The organism is Anaerosolibacter carboniphilus, assembly GCF_014205875.1.
Classification (GTDB): domain Bacteria; phylum Bacillota; class Clostridia; order Peptostreptococcales; family Thermotaleaceae; genus Anaerosolibacter; species Anaerosolibacter carboniphilus.
In genome coordinates this window covers 1-15,999 of the sequence record NZ_JACHEN010000029.1, presented here as the reverse complement: position 1 = coordinate 15,999, position 15,999 = coordinate 1, and the positions used below count along the sequence as shown (strand labels likewise).

The 15,999-nt window shown below is 36.4% G+C and carries 16 protein-coding genes and 1 riboswitch; of the genes, 5 read left to right on the top strand and 11 right to left on the bottom strand.

Features of this window, described 5'->3' with window-relative positions; genetic code table 11:
* Positions 1–91 precede the first annotated feature (91 nt).
* A complete protein-coding gene (locus HNQ80_RS19450; RefSeq protein ID WP_184312359.1) occupies positions 92–433 on the top strand; it encodes a carboxymuconolactone decarboxylase family protein in 342 nt (113 codons plus the stop codon).
* A 99-nt stretch (positions 434–532) separates the two neighbouring features.
* Here the strand turns inward: HNQ80_RS19450 and HNQ80_RS19445 are convergent, their stop codons facing one another.
* The 4 genes from HNQ80_RS19445 to HNQ80_RS19430 are packed head-to-tail and all read right to left on the bottom strand — an operon-like array spanning position 533 to position 5,466.
* Positions 533–1,903, bottom strand: coding sequence for a uracil-xanthine permease family protein (locus HNQ80_RS19445; protein ID WP_184312358.1), 1,371 nt, complete (start codon positions 1,901–1,903; stop codon positions 533–535).
* 44 nt (positions 1,904–1,947) lie between these two features.
* Positions 1,948–4,230 (bottom strand): xanthine dehydrogenase family protein molybdopterin-binding subunit, encoded by a 2,283-nt coding sequence (locus tag HNQ80_RS19440; RefSeq protein WP_184312357.1) that lies wholly within the window; start codon positions 4,228–4,230, stop codon positions 1,948–1,950.
* 1 nt (position 4,231) lies between these two features.
* A complete protein-coding gene (locus HNQ80_RS19435) occupies positions 4,232–4,681 on the bottom strand; it encodes a (2Fe-2S)-binding protein (protein WP_184312356.1) in 450 nt (149 codons plus the stop codon).
* On the bottom strand, positions 4,672–5,466 hold the full coding sequence (locus HNQ80_RS19430) for an FAD binding domain-containing protein (protein WP_184312355.1): 795 nt from the start codon (positions 5,464–5,466) through the stop codon (positions 4,672–4,674). Before HNQ80_RS19430 ends, HNQ80_RS19435 begins: the two co-directional genes overlap by 10 nt.
* Positions 5,467–5,764: 298 nt before the next feature.
* A riboswitch (purine riboswitch) is annotated at positions 5,765–5,866 on the bottom strand.
* Positions 5,867–6,069: 203 nt separating this feature from the next.
* On the opposite strand from HNQ80_RS19430, the gene HNQ80_RS19425 reads away from it, so the two are divergent.
* A complete protein-coding gene (locus tag HNQ80_RS19425; protein ID WP_184312354.1) occupies positions 6,070–6,837 on the top strand; it encodes an Mrp/NBP35 family ATP-binding protein in 768 nt (255 codons plus the stop codon).
* Positions 6,838–6,991: 154 nt separating this feature from the next.
* Here HNQ80_RS19425 and HNQ80_RS19420 read toward each other — a convergent pair whose 3' ends face one another.
* The 4 genes from HNQ80_RS19420 to HNQ80_RS19405 all read right to left on the bottom strand — a co-directional run bounded on the left by HNQ80_RS19420 (position 6,992) and on the right by HNQ80_RS19405 (position 11,069).
* On the bottom strand, positions 6,992–8,218 hold the full coding sequence (locus HNQ80_RS19420) for an NAD(P)/FAD-dependent oxidoreductase (protein WP_184312353.1): 1,227 nt from the start codon (positions 8,216–8,218) through the stop codon (positions 6,992–6,994).
* A complete protein-coding gene (locus tag HNQ80_RS19415) occupies positions 8,215–8,667 on the bottom strand; it encodes a 4Fe-4S dicluster domain-containing protein (protein ID WP_184312352.1) in 453 nt (150 codons plus the stop codon). Before HNQ80_RS19415 ends, HNQ80_RS19420 begins: the two co-directional genes overlap by 4 nt.
* Before the next feature lie 19 nt (positions 8,668–8,686).
* Complete coding sequence (gene cooS / locus HNQ80_RS19410; protein ID WP_184312351.1) at positions 8,687–10,570, bottom strand: anaerobic carbon-monoxide dehydrogenase catalytic subunit; 1,884 nt, start codon at positions 10,568–10,570, stop codon at positions 8,687–8,689.
* A gap of 82 nt (positions 10,571–10,652) precedes the next feature.
* Positions 10,653–11,069 carry an RrF2 family transcriptional regulator gene (locus HNQ80_RS19405; protein WP_184312350.1) on the bottom strand — a complete coding sequence of 139 codons (417 nt, stop codon included), beginning with the start codon at positions 11,067–11,069 and terminating at the stop codon, positions 10,653–10,655.
* Positions 11,070–11,369: 300 nt separating this feature from the next.
* On the opposite strand from HNQ80_RS19405, the gene HNQ80_RS19400 reads away from it, so the two are divergent.
* The 3 genes from HNQ80_RS19400 to HNQ80_RS19390 are packed head-to-tail and all read left to right on the top strand — an operon-like array spanning position 11,370 to position 13,150.
* Positions 11,370–11,729 (top strand): GntR family transcriptional regulator, encoded by a 360-nt coding sequence (locus HNQ80_RS19400; protein ID WP_184312349.1) that lies wholly within the window; start codon positions 11,370–11,372, stop codon positions 11,727–11,729.
* A 1-nt stretch (position 11,730) separates the two neighbouring features.
* The gene (locus HNQ80_RS19395; RefSeq protein WP_184312348.1) at positions 11,731–12,429 is read left to right on the top strand and encodes an ABC transporter ATP-binding protein; all 699 of its coding nucleotides are present in this window, start codon (positions 11,731–11,733) and stop codon (positions 12,427–12,429) included.
* On the top strand, positions 12,422–13,150 hold the full coding sequence (locus HNQ80_RS19390; protein WP_184312347.1) for a hypothetical protein: 729 nt from the start codon (positions 12,422–12,424) through the stop codon (positions 13,148–13,150). The genes HNQ80_RS19395 and HNQ80_RS19390 overlap by 8 nt, the downstream gene beginning before the upstream one ends.
* Positions 13,151–13,253: 103 nt before the next feature.
* Here the strand turns inward: HNQ80_RS19390 and HNQ80_RS19385 are convergent, their stop codons facing one another.
* The 3 genes from HNQ80_RS19385 to HNQ80_RS19375 all read right to left on the bottom strand — a co-directional run.
* Complete coding sequence (locus HNQ80_RS19385) at positions 13,254–13,805, bottom strand: helix-turn-helix domain-containing protein (protein WP_184312346.1); 552 nt, start codon at positions 13,803–13,805, stop codon at positions 13,254–13,256.
* Between the two features lie 144 nt (positions 13,806–13,949).
* Complete coding sequence (locus HNQ80_RS19380) at positions 13,950–15,296, bottom strand: aspartate aminotransferase family protein (protein WP_243183419.1); 1,347 nt, start codon at positions 15,294–15,296, stop codon at positions 13,950–13,952.
* Positions 15,297–15,847: 551 nt separating this feature from the next.
* The coding region (locus tag HNQ80_RS19375; RefSeq protein ID WP_184312344.1) for an IS3 family transposase at positions 15,848–15,999 on the bottom strand (152 nt) is incomplete at its 5' end.

Sequence of the window (15,999 nt, the reverse complement as noted above, 5' to 3'; positions counted from 1 at the left end):
TTTAGCGGAGTATGTGGGGTATATCGTTTATCAATGAAACTTTTAGTCCATAATATGAACTAGTGATATTTAAATGTAAGGTGGAGGTCATATGAATGATTATTTTGATAATCTAGATGTTATTGAAAAAAATCTTAAGTACTTCATTGAAAATCATGGTGAAATCTATGATGCTTACGAAAACTTTGGAAAGTTAGTTCATGTAAAAGGTGGGCCCCTAGATGAAAAAACTCGTTGGCTCATTAAAGTAGCCCTCTCTACAAGCTCTCAATATGAATATGCCTTAAGAACACATATTCTTAAAGCTTTAAAAAGTGGCGGCACTAAGGAGGAAATAGAACACGCCATACTCCTGGTAGCACCCACATGCGGATTCCCTAAGATGATGCAAGGTTTACTAATATTAAGGCATATTCTAAAGCAGCAAGAATAATCTTCTATATTCAATAGCTACATTACTAAACTAAACTCCTAAAAAGGGAGCCCTAAATTAAGAGCTCCCTTTACGAGTTTAGTATTTTATTCGTACAAATTATATATTAGCAGCTGCACCCTTTGTAGTTGCTTTACTCTTTTCAACAGCACTCTGCTTTTCTTTAGGTAGAATGATATTTAGAACTAACGCAATCATACAAGAAACTACCATACCAGAACCTGAGAAAATGAGATTTACTGATTCTGGTAAATGCTGCAGCGCTTCAGGAACCGAACCTAATCCCAAGCCTAATCCTAATGCAACAGCGACGATTAATAAATTCCTCTGATTTAAATCATCTTTCGTAACCAATACAATTCCGGAGGTTGCAATCATGGCAAACATGATAACAGCTGCTCCTCCAAGAACACTTTGAGGCATTACGGCAAGTATAGCTCCCAATTTAGGAACTAAAGCTGCAAGGATTAAGAAAAAAGCACCCACACTTACTACATACCTACTCATAATTCCCGTCAAGGATACGATTCCTACGTTCTGACTAAAAGAAGTATTCGGAAAAGCATTGAAGATAGCTGCAAAACTACTCGCTAAACCATCGGCAATAACGCCACCTGAAAGTTCTTTATCTGTAGCTTCTCTTCCAGCACCACCAACAGTAATACCTGAAATATCACCAACGGTTTCAACAGTTGTTACCACATATAAGATGAGCATAGCGATAATCGCTGATCCGTGAAAAGTCATTCCATACGTCATAGGTGTTGGAATAGAAAACCAAGCAGCATCAGCTACAGAAGCAAAATCAACTTTACCCATGAAAATAGCAGCTATATAACCTACGATGATACCTATTAAAATGGCTGCCATTCGCAAAATTCCTTTAAAATACTGATTAAAGAATATGATTGTCACCAATACCAAGCTGCCTAATGCTAGATTCTGCAAAGATCCAAAGTCTGGTGCTCCGGCTCCACCAGCGAAATATTTAACTCCTGTAGGTAGTAATGATAAACCAATCGTAAGCAATACTGTCCCAGTAACAATCGGGGGAAAATATTTACGCAAGGGCTTTAAAAAGTAACCTAAGATCGCTTCAAAAAATCCTCCAACAAAAGCGGCACCTAATATACCAGATAAACCAAACTGCTTGCCAATTGCTATAGAAGTAGGAACGAAACCAAAACTAGTACCCATAACAATCGGTAAATTAGCACCTACTGGACCAACTCGATTCGCCTGAATAAGGGTAGCAATCCCTGCCACTAGCATGGCACACTGAATTAAAAAAGTTTTTTCACCTATTGTTAATCCGAGAGCACCAGCAATGATTAATGGTACTGTAACATTACCTGCGAACATAGCCAGTACGTGTTGTAACCCAAGGGGAATCGCTTCCTTTAAAGGCGGCTTACCATCTACATCATACTTTGAATCAAGATTTGGATTGTTGTCTTTCGCATTTGACATTTTGTTCCCTCCATTTTTAGTTATAGTTTAAAGAACTACAGATTCTAAATTTGCTGCATTGCTAAGAATACTTTTTCTGGAGTTATTGGAAGATCCGTCAATCGAACCCTCACTGCATTATAAACCGCATCTATAATTGCCGGAGCCGGTGTATTTATCACAACTTCTCCTATTGACTTTGCGCCAAAGGGTCCTGTTGGTTCAAAGCTTTCTTCAAAGACTACCCGAATGTTTCCAATATCCTTTCTAGTTGGAATTTTATATTGCATAAAGCTATTGGTTGTCATCCTGCCGCCCTCGTCATATCTCACGTCTTCATACATTGCGAGCCCAATCCCTTGAACAAGTCCACCTTCAGCCTGAATTGTTGCTAGATTTGGATTGATCACTGTACCACAATCGATCACGGCTACATAATCTATTAATTGTATCTTACCAGTTTCCTTATCAACTTCCACCTCTGCAAATCCTGCTATGAACGGAGGTGGGGATATGGGGCTGCCATAAGTTGCATTGCCCACCAGTTGTCTTTTTCCTCCAAAGCCTAAAACCTGAAGTTCTGCAATTTTTTCAAGGGTAATTTTTTTATCTTCATAAACTGTCATTACCGTTTGTCCATCAAATACCACTTCGTCTGTCGAAACCTCTAATATGGCCGCTCCACTTTCTATAATCTGTTTCTTTAAATCTTCAGCAGCTTTTACTACTGCCATCCCCGTCACATAAGTCGTACTGGAAGCATAAGAGCCCGGATCATAGGGAGATATATCCGTATCAGCAGCATGAACAATGATATTATCTATGGATGTTTCTAAAACCTCAGCCGCCATCTGACTTAATATGGTGTCACTGCCTGTTCCCATATCGGTAGATCCGATTAACAACGTAAAATTTCCGTCATCATTTAATCGAATCTCAGCCGAGGCCGTATCTATGTTGGCAATTCCTGAACCTTGCATCGTTACGGCCATTCCCAAAGCCCTAACCTTATGATCGCCTACTTCTTGTCTCGGGTACTTATCCCTCCAGCCGATCAGTTCTCTGCCCTTTTCTATGCATTTATGCAAGGTTGAACTTCCCAGTTTTACTCCATCAGACACCAAAGAGGTCTCACCCTCTTTCATTAAGTTCTTTAATCGAACTTCCGTGGGATCCATATTTAGTCTTTCGGACAGCTTGTTAACAGCAGTTTCTAAAGCAAATGTTCCTTGTGTGGCTCCATAGCCTCTAAAGGCTCCTGCTGGCATCTTGTTCGTATAGACCACGTTTCCCATAAATCGAACAGCCTGTGTCTTGTTATAAAGGGGAAGAGTTTTCTGACCCACAACCCCAAAAGTTGTAGACGCATGTTCCCCATAAGCCCCAGTATCCGATAAGCCCTGAATATCCACCACTCTGATGTAGCCTTCCTTATCTGCTCCTAACCTAACCTTTAATCGCATTGCATGACGGCTATTTGTTGCAATAAAAGTTTCTTTTCTGTCATAGATAATTTTCGCTGGTTTTCCAGTAGCTAGGGTTACAATCGCTGCAAACATTTCCACTGCCCCCGTCTGCTTGCCACCAAAGCCTCCACCTATTCTGGGCTTAATCACCCTTATTTTGCTTGCAGGTATCTTTAAAGCTCTCGATAACTGTCTTCTCACATGAAAAGGAATCTGAGTTGAGCTAACAACCACCAGTCTGCCTGTATGGTCAAGATAGCTAAATGCACGATAGGTTTCCATCATGCCGTGGGCCTGAGCTTGAGTGTAACAAGTCTCTTCCACAACCACATCGCATTTTTCTAGTTCTTCTTCCACATTGCCAACCTCTACCTTTTGGGAAGAGACGATATTCCTTCCCTTCTGCATCCCTATATCAAAATTGCAGTGCAAATCTGTTTCTGCATGGATAATAGAAGGATGATCTATGGCTTTTTCAAAATCTAAGACAGGTTCAAATACCTCGTAATCAATCTTTATTAATTTCATAGCCTTTTCAGCTGTTTCTTCATCTGTAGCTGCGACAATTGCCACTTCATCCCCTACGTACCTTACGATTTCATCTAGAATTAAGCGATCATAAGGCGAAGGTTCTGGATAAGACTGTCCTGCTAACGTAAATCTAGTATCTGGCACATCTTTGTAAGTAAGAATACATGCTACATTCTCTAATTTTTCAGCTTTTGAGGTGTCTATGGCCCTAATTCTAGCAAAGGCATAGGGGCTTCTGAGCAGCTTTACAACAAGCGCATTTGGAGGTGCCATATCTTCAGTATAAACAGGTTTTCCTGTGGCAATGGCCATTCCATCTATTTTAGGTATGCTCTTACCTACAAAATTCATGTTACGCCACCCCCAAATATTTCTTTATAGCCCTTAGTTGTCCCAAGTAGCCTGTACATCTACACAAATTTCCAGTCAAATAGTGGACAATCTCTTCCTCTGTAGGATTTTTAAGTTCCCTTTTCATTGCTAATACGGTCATAATAAAGCCTGGGCTACAGAAGCCGCACTGCTCTGAGCCCTCCGATACAAGGACTTGTGCGAATTCTTCTGCTTCTTTTTGAAGCCCTTCCATCGTCGTAATGTTTTTTCCATTCGCTCGAATGGAAAGCACTGCACATGATAGCACAGGTTTTTCTTCAATCCATACGGTGCAAAGTCCACAACATGTGGTATCACAACCTTTTCTTACACTGAACACACCATAAGTTCTCAATGAATCCGCTAGGTATTCATTATTTTTCACATCCAAAGCTACCTTTTTCCCATTTAAGATTATCTCTATTTGCATTGTAAGACCTCCATCATAGCTCTTTTCACCAACACTTTGCACATCGCCTGTCGGTATTCGGCTGTGCCTCTCTCATTGGTACCAAAAGTCAACTCTTCAGCAGCAATATTTGCATAGTGGGCCAAATTTTCTGCGTCTAAATGATTGGATAGCTCTTCTGATGCTTTTTTAGCAATAACAGCCTTTTGCGGTCTTGCCCCCACAGCAATCGTCCACTGATTATCCAGTCTTGAAACTGCAACATTTAATATAGGGTAATCACTTACTGAGTTTCTTAGATCCTGATAGGACGCCAGTCTTTGATTTTTCTTTATAAGTACCCTGGTCAAGATATCTTTCTCATAGGGCCTTTTCAAAAAATCATCTAATGTCATTCTGCCTGCTTTATACAGTTCTATCTCTGTGTCTAAAACCAGTAGTGCTGTTATTAAATCTGAAAATCCATATTTTGAAAAAACTGAAGCACCAACCGTCACGATATTTCTAAATTGAACACCAATAATGTTCTTCACTGCCTTGGAAATGACACCATTGAAATGATTTACTAATATCGGACTGGTTTCAACTTCTCTAAAAGTTGTAAATGCGCCAATTTCAATATAATCATCCTGATCTTTTATATAGCTTAGCTCAAGGTTGGATAGATCTACTGCTGTATCAATTTTTTTTGAACCCATTCTTAAAAAAGCACTGCCGCCAATCACCATATTATTTCTTCTACTTATAAGTGTGTTATACGCTTCTTCGATTGTTTTTGGTTGTACGAGTTCTTTTATCGTAAACATCCTACTACTCCCTCCATAGTCCAACAGTAGATAATGAAGAACAAAGTTGCCTATCGGCAATTTGTTTTCGCTAGGAAACCCTAGGTTTCCTTCGACGGCTGCAAAGCAGCCTGAGCACCTTCCTGAATACGGCAAAGGGGAATCCCCTCTGCACACCCCATATATAGGAAATTGTAAACCAGCATTTCCTATATATTAAAAAAAGGCGCGTTAGTTTTACTCGAGCAAAGAGTAAAACCTAACACGCCTAGAATCTTTCCCTATTGTGCAGGTTAAAACAGTATCCCTAAGATAAATTCTTAGAAACACGCTTGCTCATAGTCAGACCATTTACGGTAGTCCGGTAGAAACTTGCAGACCATATCTCTGCGATTATATGAACCGTATATTTTTTCTTGTAAATACATTTTACGACAAACTTAGATAATAGGTCAACCTTTTTCGTACATTTTTATTAAAATAATATTTATCGTTCGTAATTTATTGTTTTACTCTTCGTGTATTCTTTAAAGGATCTATCCAAAATATCGCTCTCAAAAGCTTAAATATTAAAAGCCACATTGTGTAAATACTAATCATATAAACAAACGAGGGAGCGATGTTATGCCACATGAAAATGATAATAAAACTGCAAAAATAAAAAAAATGATTGCCATTATGAGTGGCAAAGGTGGTGTAGGTAAATCTACAGTAAGTGCTTTGTTAGCAACGCATCTTAAAAGATTAGGCTATACAGTAGGTTTGTTAGATGGAGACATAAAGGGTCCTAGCATACCCAGGATGTTTGGTGTAAGCGGTCCTTTAGAAAAAGATGCCCATGGCTTAATTCCTGCTATAAGCCCAGCTGGAATCAAAATTATGTCTATGAATTTGCTGTTGGAACACGAAGATGATCCTGTTATTTGGAGAGGCCCTGTAGTTAGCGGTGTGCTAAAACAATTTTGGAATGATGTCAACTGGGGAGAATTAGATTATCTACTAATTGACTTCCCTCCAGGAACTGGAGATGTTCAGCTGACTGCTATGCAAAGTTTCGTACTAGACGGAGTCATTATGGTTACTTCTCCCCAGAGTTTAGTACAAATGATTGTTGGCAAGGGTGTTAATCTTACAAATAAATTTTCAGTTCCAATTTTCGGGCTCATCGAAAACATGAGTTATGTGAAATGTCCAGACTGTGGTAAAGAGATATTTATTTTTGGGGAAAGCAAAGCAAAAACAACTGCCGAAAAATACGACATTGATCTATTGGCTCAATTACCTATAGATCCCGAGCTTTCAAAGCTCTCGGATAATGGCAAAATAGAAAGGTTCGAAAGTAAAACCTTTAAGGAAATTGCTCACTTGATAGCAACAAAAGATTGTCAATAAAGTTTAGATTCTGCAATAAATGCTTGGAATTACCATACCAGCTTTTATTGTAGAATTGCTTTTCTTTATTAGAAATTTTGTTTCTACATAAAAAATCAGCACTGATGACGAAAGCATCGGCGCTGATTTTTTATACTATTAGACAAAGTCTTGACTAAGATTTTATAGGCATAACGTAGTTTCCTGTTGGGTCTATTCCATAAAAATCTGCATATTGTAATGCGAAAATATCCTCATATGGAAAATCGATTTTAATCTTTTCTTTGATGAGATGGCTCCAAAATCCACTTCTGGAAATATCGCCTTGGAAAATCATGCCATAGATTACGTTGTTTTTATGAATAACCTTTTTGTATATATCTTTATTATTAAAAACCTCTACCTTATAGGTGTCATCCGGTGGCTCTATTAATCCAAGAGAAATCGTTTTTAATCCAAAAACATTCATTGTATTCTTTTCTGTAAAATAGTCTTCATAGTATCTTTCTACACCAGCCATATTACTTGCAGCCACTATTCCTTGCTTTACTGCTACAGGCCATATGGCCGATTTTCCAGTTACATCTCCGGCAGCATATATATTCTGAATGGTTGTTTCCATCTTATCATTTACAAGAATTCCCTTTTCCACCTTAAGCTTTTCAGAATCAATAAACGTCCTATTGGGCTTAACCCCTGCGGCTACAATGATCATATCACATCGTATGTCCATACCATTATTTAGCCTTACGATATTCCTATTCCCTTCACGTTCTATCTCCACTACAGAGACACCTTCCCTCACAACAGCCCCTTTTGCTCCAAGGAGTTCTTTATATCTACAGGAGGATATATGGTCTAATTGAAGTGGTAGAATTCTATTGGCCATTTCCACGATAGTCACGGATATATGCTTTTCTATTAACGCCATGGATGCATCTATACCAATTAAACCGCCACCAATAACTACTGCGGATTTACCTGCATCGATGGCTGAAATAATTTCACGGACATCTTTAAGGTTTCTCAAAGTGAAAACATTGGCTCCATCTTTCAGCCCTTTGACAGGAGGGAGGATTGCATCTGCTCCAGAAGCAATTAATAACTTATCATATGGAATCCTTTTGCCATCATCTAGTATTACTTCTTGAGACATAACTGCTACTTCCGTCGCCGTGGTGCCCTTTAGCCATTGTATATTATACTTCTCAGTCCAATCTCCCTCCACAAAAGCCGATGTTTCTTCATCACGGTTACCTGAAATGACATGATGCAGCATACATCTAGAAATAATTTTTTCATCCTGAGATATCACAGTGATTTGTCCATCTTCATCAAGTTTCCTAAGGGTTTTCACTGCATGAATCCCTGCAGCGCTAGCCCCAATAATTACGTATCTCATCGAGACTCCACCTCCATCACATGAAGTGCCTTATTCGGGCAATTTTCCACACATGCCGGTGTACACCGATCCCCACAGAAATCACATTTCATTACGAACTCACCCTTTGCATTATCAGGCTTTAGTACGCCATAGGGGCAGGACATTACACACATAAAGCAGGAGGCACATTGTTGGGGATCATAAGACACAATTCCTGTGGTATCGTCTTTTGTCATGGCACCACTCATACAAGCTAAAACACATTCTGGTTCATCACAGTGTCTGCAAAATATTGGTGTTGGATTTCTCTTATAATCCAATGCAATATAATGCCGCCCTTCGTTTTCCATATTCGTTAAATCTAGTTTATGTATAGACTTACCATCAGGGTTATGTTCGACCATGCAGGCGATCGTACAACTCAAGCAACCATTACATTTCTCCTTTTCTATCATGATTCTTTTCATCATTTCATCCCCCTTGGTCCTAAAGACCTAAACCTTTTCTTCTTTCAATTACAATTTCTTCCAACTTATCTGCTGCTAGGATAATGTCATCTTCTAAAATCAATTGTCCCCCGGTAAGATTTTTCATATCCTTCGTTAGCACTTGGCTAACTAACTTGCTGCCTGTTGAAAAAGGTGGAATTGCTAGATGCAACGGCAAACCCAATGCTAATCCAAAGGAGCCATTTGCCAATGCTTGTTCTTCTAACCATTGAGGCGCTGACAAAACTAGAGGCAACTGAGGCAAATCTACATTTAAAGTTTCTGCTATTTCTGCTGCAACCATTTCTAATCTTCCTATTGCCAAGCAAGGCCCAAAATTCAACACTGGTGGAATATCAAGGCTTTCACACACTGCTCGCAACTGTTCTCCTGCAAAAACAGAAGCCTTTGGAGACATTAGACCCACATTTTCTAGCCCACCACTGGAACACCCTGCAGACAATACAATGATATCCCTTTTAATAAGTTCTTTGGTCAACTCCACTGTAAATACGTCATGTCCCTTTGCTGTAAGATTGGAACATCCTACGATTCCTGCAATTCCCTTTATTTTACCTGTGACAATCAGGTCTATTAAAGGCTTCCAGCTACCTCCTAAAAAGTTCTTTAAAGAGACTTCACTAACACCTGTAAGTACATCATCATCTCCGTGATTTTTTGGTATATTAATACTCACATTCTTTCGTCTTTCCTTATAACTTGCAATAGACTCATGAATAATTTGTTCACAAATACTGCGATCATCTTCAAAGTCATAAGGCAGCATTTCAGCATTTGCTTTTTTAGCCATATCATCTAGACAATACATTCTAACCATAAATTCGTTTGCTAATGGCTCAATTCCTGGAAGGCTGCAGTTAAACTCGGACACGATCAGGTCAATGGCACCCGTCGTTATAACAGATTCACTGGTAAAGTTGTTACCTGCGTGACCTGAGAAAACCTTCTTATTATGTTCTCCTCGAAGCTGCATGTCTTGCCCAACACAGGTACAGCCTATTAACCGAATCCCTTTTGCTCCTGCCTCCATAGCTTTCGAAATAACATCCTCTTCTGCCAAGCGTTCTTCTAATCTAGCAAATAGAGAATGCTGATGTCCCGTGTTCATAATATTGATATAGTCCCCATCAATAACCCTTAATCCTACCGATGCTTTCCTCAACGAAGGTTCACCTAACATCACATCATTCAATAGATTTGTCAAGGTTAATCCATAGATGCCCGTGGAGATTCCTAGCTTCAGACAGTGCAACAACATATTTACAGGATCACTATTTAAGTTGGTTGAGGTCTTCACTACTCCATCAAAGACTTCTGACTTAGCTCCCCCCGGTAAAATATTTAATTTTTTCCAAACTTCTAATCTAGGTCCATAAGCTAGATTTTGTATTAGTTCCATCTTTTCATAGCTAGGCTTATACAGATCTTTCAAAACAGCCTCCCCTATTAGATAAGCCGTTTCATGTAGATCTTTCCCTTGAATATCAAAGATGTCTGCTAATTTATTTAAAGTTTCCATGCCTTTGATTGGGAGTTTCTTTTCTCCAATATTCTTTAAATTTCTAGCAGTGTTTTCAATAATATGTATATAACAGCCTGATCCTGCTGAAACAGCCCTTAAAAAGTTTCTCGCTACGATTGTATCTGCATCCGCACCACAAACACCTTTCTGGCTCTCTGGTGTAATTCTGCAGGGACCGTTAGAACATAATCTGCAACAGACTCCCTGTTGGCCAAACCCGCATTTTAGTTTTTGTTTTTCTACCCTGTGATGGGAGGTTTCATAATCCATAGATTTAATAAAATCACTTAGAATTCCATCTGCCGATTGACAGGTCATGCATTGTTTTGTAATTGTCATAAAATTACCCCCTTTGAAAATATACTAATTTGGTATACTTTTATTTCATAATTTATCGGGAATGCTATTCCCGATAATTTGATTACTGAATATCTTGTTCCATAATTTTTTTGAAGGTAATGCTTTCTAATTCTGTGATAAGATTTTTTTGGACTTTGTTCAATGCTTTATGAACATCACAAGTGTAGGTTCTATTGAGATTACAGTAAGCACTGTCATAGAAACATCTATTGACATAAATAGGCCCATCTATCGCTTCGATCACTTGCTTTAAAGTAATGTTCTGTGGTTCATGGGCTATCATATAGCCGCCGCCTACACCTCTAAATGATTTTACGACGTTTGCATGCACTAATTTCCTTAATAATTTCAATAAAAAACGTACAGGAATATTTTCATGCATGGCAATGGTCTTCGCTTCAATTTTCTCATCTATGCCTAGCTTACATAGATAAAGCACTACCCTCAATGCATAATCTGCTTCTTGTGTTAGTTTCATGTTCACCTCAAAGTATACTCAATTGGTATATTTTAACTATACTGCTTTGATAATCATTTGTCAATATATGTTTTTATAATTTTTAATCGAGATGTCTTGCGCTTCCCGCAAAACCTACACAACTTCTTACAAATTTATTCGCCCATGACTATTGTACATTCATGGGAAATCTTAGAATTATCCCCTTCCCATATGTATCGTGTCATTAGATTTTCAAAAAAAGTACATACTAAAGCATTGACACAAATACATCCATAGTGTACTATTTAAATATAACAGTAATACAAGCGAGGTGAAATGATGGACTTTGATACAAGGATTCCTATTTATTTGCAAATCATTGAGTTAATAAAAAAGGATATTGTACTGGGCAATATGAAAAAAGGTGATAAGCTTCCTTCTGTACGGGTGATGGCAAATCATCTCAAAGTCAATGTAAATACAGTTCAACGAGTATATCAAGAGCTTGAAAGAGAAGGTATTACATTTACTGAAAGAGGCAAAGGATCTTTTATAACGGAGGATGAAGAATTGATAAATAAATTAAAAAATAACATGGCCTGTGAGTTACTTAAGAAGTTTGTAGATGGGATGAAAGAACTAGGATACTCCCATGAAAATATTCTAGATCATTTAAGCAATTATATGAAGGAGGATTAGCATGGAAATATTAAAGGCAGAAAATTTGACTAAAAAGTATATAAATAAAACCGCTTTAGATAATCTAAATATAACCCTTGAAAAGGGGAAAATATATGGTCTTCTAGGCCCTAATGGAAGCGGTAAAACTACACTTATGAAAATCATCGCCGGATTGCTGCAAGCTAGCAGCGGCAATATTCAAATTATGGAGAGCATGATAGGAAAAGACACAAAAAAATTAGTATCTTATATGCCAACGACGAATCATCTGTCCAATGGTATGAAAATAAAACATTGGATTGAATGCTTTCATGATTACTTTGAAGATTTTAATAAAGAGAAAGCCCAGGAATTAATAGATTTTATGAAATTAAAGCAGGACATGAAAATAAAGAATCTATCTACTGGAATGGTGCAGAGATTAAAAATTAGCTTAGCAATTTCAAGGGATGCAATTCTATATGTTTTTGATGAACCCTTTAATGGCATTGACCCTGTATCCCGTGAAAAGATAATGGAAACTCTTCTAAATAATTTGGATGAAGAAAAGACGATCATTATATCTAGCCATATGGTAAGTGAACTGGAGAGAATATTGGATAGAGTTATATTCTTAGATGATGGGAAGTTAATCATCAATGAAGATGCAGATTTCCTTCGCGTAGAAAGAAAAATGTCTATAGATGAACTTTATAGGGAGGTATATAAAGATGCTTAATATAATTAAATATGAGTGGATCAGCAGGTGGAAATTCTTTTTATCAGGAGTAATATTATTTATACTCTTAGATATTGAGATCATTAGAAATGCTACGAATAATAGTGCGCCGACTGCATTTGCTGGTATCTTGGTTGCAATCTTATTTGCCCTGGGAATTGCCTTGTTTTTGGATCATATAGGAAGAATGTATAAAAGCTTATTTAAAGAAGATGGATATTTTTTATTTACAACGCCTTTAACCGGATACAGTATTTTAGGTGGAAAAATGGTTACAGTATTTTTAGAAATTTTAGGAATTCTGTTATTTTGGGGAGGGATTGCCTATATAGATTATCTGATTCTTTCTCCTTCTCTTCCTGAAATAAATTTTGATTTGGTCTTTTCTTCAAATCATATATTTACAGCATTGAAAGTGGTTTTTAGTATTATTCTTGGATATTTAGTATTTTTGCTTATGATTTATTTATCCATGACCCTGGCAAGAAGTATCTTTGCTGCTTTTAAATACGGGAAAGCATTGTCACTTATATGTTTTATTGTACTATCCAAAGTCATAACTGAATTCTCAACAGCATTCTATGATTTAACGAATCAAGGTGTCCATAATGCGATAAATTTTAGTCCGAGTGTTGGAGGCTTTATGTTGATTAATACAATTATTTTTATTGTATTATTTATAACTACAGGATATCTATTGGACCGTAAAATTAATTTATAGTTATTTAAACAGGCCGTGTTAGATTTGATTCTAATACGGCCTGTTTTTATTGACCCCTTTTCCATCTCCAACACAGATTGAATAACAAATGTTAATCTGTCAATTAATATATAGGAGGACAAATATTGCTAATACCTACCACAACCTCATTTCTTGGGTTATAGAACCTATGAGGTATATTTTCTATAATATATATACTGTCACCTTCCTCAAGAACATACTTCTCTTTATCTAAATATACTTCTAATTGACCTTTTAAAATAAAAATGCATTCATCCGCTGCATGTATTATGAATTCTTCACTACTCCAGCTTTTAGCTTCTAATTTGAAATATACCATTTCCATTTTTATATTTGCTGATTTATCTGAAGCCATTGGACTTATAAATTCATAGATTATGCTGCTGTTAGGTAGAGCAAGTTTTCTACGCTGCGTAGCCTTCGTTAAAACATGCTGTTTACTTTCATGCGTTAAAAATGTATATATAGGTACTTTTAGTGCCATGGCTATTTTCCTAAGTGACGATAACGATGGGTCTATTAAATCCCGTTCAATTTGAGATAAATAGCTTGCGGTTAATTGAGTTTTTTCTGCTAACTCATTAAGTGTTAAAGAGTTCTGCTGCCTAATTTCTCTAATTTTTGCTCCTAACAATCTATTTCCTCCTTAACCGTTAAAACATCCATAAATTTACTATTCATTGTTAGTATAATATACTGATTTACCGTTGTCAATTTCAGCAGATATGACTTTCTTTCTAGTTAAGCATAACTCTTTTTAATGTTACTGTTAGATTTACTACCAGCCTTTTACTAACTTCAGTACATCATCAGCTATTCTTCCTCCTAAATAATCATCAATAGATGATTTTATAATCTCTAAAGCTTTAGACATCTCTTTTTCTGTAATATTCAAAGGTGGTTGAATTCTAAGTACGTTTCCATTTAAAGTTATTAATACTACGCCTTTTTCATAACATCTATAACAAATCTTCGATGCAGCTTGAATATCTTTTTCCTTTTTAATACGATCTGTTACAAGCTCTACCCCTATTGATAGACCAAGCCCTCGGACATCTCCTATAATTTCATACGCATCTTTAATTTTATTGAAATATTCTTTGACTAGATTTCCTATTTTATTAACATGTTCTAAAAATCCCTTTTCAGAAATTATTTCAATTGTACTTAAAGCGGCGCAACAGCATACAGGATTGGCAGCTGTTGTAAATGCATGTGCAGGCGCTTCAAGGGATTGCATTATTTCCTCTCTTGCTACAATTGCACTAAGAGGCATACCTGAAGCAATAGATTTACCTAAGATTACAGCATCAGGTATAACATCAAAATTATCAATACCAAACCATTTACCAGTACGCCCAAAGCCTTGTTGTACTTCCTCACTTACGAACAGAATTTTGTTTTTGATACATAGTTCATATAACTTCTTAATATATTTTTTTGGTGGTACAATAATTCCACCATCTCCCTGAATTGGCTCGATGATTATTGCAGCTACTTCATCTATAGGTATATAGTTCTTAAATGCTTCCTTAATTTGCTCAAGACATTCTAGATTACAACAATCTTCACTTTTTCCAAAATTACATCTATAGCAATTAGGATACATAAAACTGTGAATATCAGGTACAAAAGGGCCTATTTTTCTTCGCATTTTAGGAGTGATTGCTGACATAGTCATTGAGCCATATGTTGAACCATGATATGCCCCAATGAAAGTAATTATAGAACTTCTACCAGTATAGGCTCTGGCAAATTTTATAATACCATCATTAGCATCTGACCCTGAAAGCCCAAATGCAACTTTTTTACTATAATTTCCAGGCGTAATCTCAATAAGTTTTTCGGCTAAACGAATCATAGGCTCATGATATGAATAAGCAGGTGTATAATGTATGAATTTACTAAGCTGTTCAATTATCGCCTCTTTAACTCTTGAATTTGAACCACCTACATTTAATGCACCTGCACTTGACAACAAATCAATGTATTTGTTTCCATCTATATCTTCAATAGTTGCTCCATCTATACTACTTATAACCAATGGATAATAAGAAATCCTAGATGAATCAGCAATAACCTTCCTATCTCTTTCTACTGCTTTAATGCACTTAGTTATATTCATACCCATATCCCCTTTGCACATTAATATTAATATATACTTAAAATTTTAAGTATATATTAATATTAATGTGCATCTGTAATTTTTGTCAAGCGTATTTTTAGTATTTATTCATTTTTTAATTATTTATTAATACTATTATTTGCAAAGATCTCTTTGTTCCCATTATTTTATGTTTTTTTAACATAATTTCTAAAGCATTTCTTTTACTTTTTTTAAAATCTCGTCTATTTAAAAAACGATATTAGATTTATCCAATACCGCATTAAGTTTTCTATTCTTGATCAATTTCTCTCGTTCCATTTAAACATAAAAATGATTACCTATATTCTCATATGCTCTGCTCACATGATATTTTATAAAGATATATATTCCTTTTAAAAACATAAATAAAGTGGATATTGCTAATATCTACTTTACTTAGTTCTCAATCCTTTATAAAATACTGTTAAAACAAATTATAGTTTATTTTCTATATAACCATCTATAATGTATTAAAACAAATAGGAATATTCGATAGTATTATGTGACCTTTCCCCGATAAAATAGACACGCTATACGGCTAGTTTTCTTTCATTTTCATAGGATATCGGGGTTTTATATCCAAGAGTAGAATGTAGCCTTTTTCGGTTATAAAATATTTCAATATACTCAAAAACAGATTGTCTTGCTTCTGATCTAGTTCTAAAACTATTAAAGTACACAA

Bases quoted from the DNA above. Each gene is read 5' to 3' on its own strand.
- HNQ80_RS19450 (WP_184312359.1), top strand. From the start codon at position 92: ATGAATGATTATTTTGATAATCTAGATGTTATTGAAAAAAATCTTAAG.
- HNQ80_RS19430 (WP_184312355.1), bottom strand. From the start codon at position 5,466: ATGTTTACGATAAAAGAACTCGTACAACCAAAAACAATCGAAGAAGCG.
- HNQ80_RS19445 (WP_184312358.1), bottom strand. From the start codon at position 1,903: ATGTCAAATGCGAAAGACAACAATCCAAATCTTGATTCAAAGTATGAT.
- HNQ80_RS19420 (WP_184312353.1), bottom strand. From the start codon at position 8,218: ATGAGATACGTAATTATTGGGGCTAGCGCTGCAGGGATTCATGCAGTG.
- HNQ80_RS19415 (WP_184312352.1), bottom strand. From the start codon at position 8,667: ATGAAAAGAATCATGATAGAAAAGGAGAAATGTAATGGTTGCTTGAGT.
- cooS (WP_184312351.1), bottom strand. From the start codon at position 10,570: ATGACAATTACAAAACAATGCATGACCTGTCAATCGGCAGATGGAATT.
- HNQ80_RS19390 (WP_184312347.1), top strand. From the start codon at position 12,422: ATGCTTAATATAATTAAATATGAGTGGATCAGCAGGTGGAAATTCTTT.
- HNQ80_RS19440 (WP_184312357.1), bottom strand. From the start codon at position 4,230: ATGAATTTTGTAGGTAAGAGCATACCTAAAATAGATGGAATGGCCATT.
- HNQ80_RS19405 (WP_184312350.1), bottom strand. From the start codon at position 11,069: ATGAAACTAACACAAGAAGCAGATTATGCATTGAGGGTAGTGCTTTAT.
- HNQ80_RS19395 (WP_184312348.1), top strand. From the start codon at position 11,731: ATGGAAATATTAAAGGCAGAAAATTTGACTAAAAAGTATATAAATAAA.
- HNQ80_RS19425 (WP_184312354.1), top strand. From the start codon at position 6,070: ATGCCACATGAAAATGATAATAAAACTGCAAAAATAAAAAAAATGATT.
- HNQ80_RS19435 (WP_184312356.1), bottom strand. From the start codon at position 4,681: ATGCAAATAGAGATAATCTTAAATGGGAAAAAGGTAGCTTTGGATGTG.
- HNQ80_RS19380 (WP_243183419.1), bottom strand. From the start codon at position 15,296: ATGAATATAACTAAGTGCATTAAAGCAGTAGAAAGAGATAGGAAGGTT.
- HNQ80_RS19400 (WP_184312349.1), top strand. From the start codon at position 11,370: ATGGACTTTGATACAAGGATTCCTATTTATTTGCAAATCATTGAGTTA.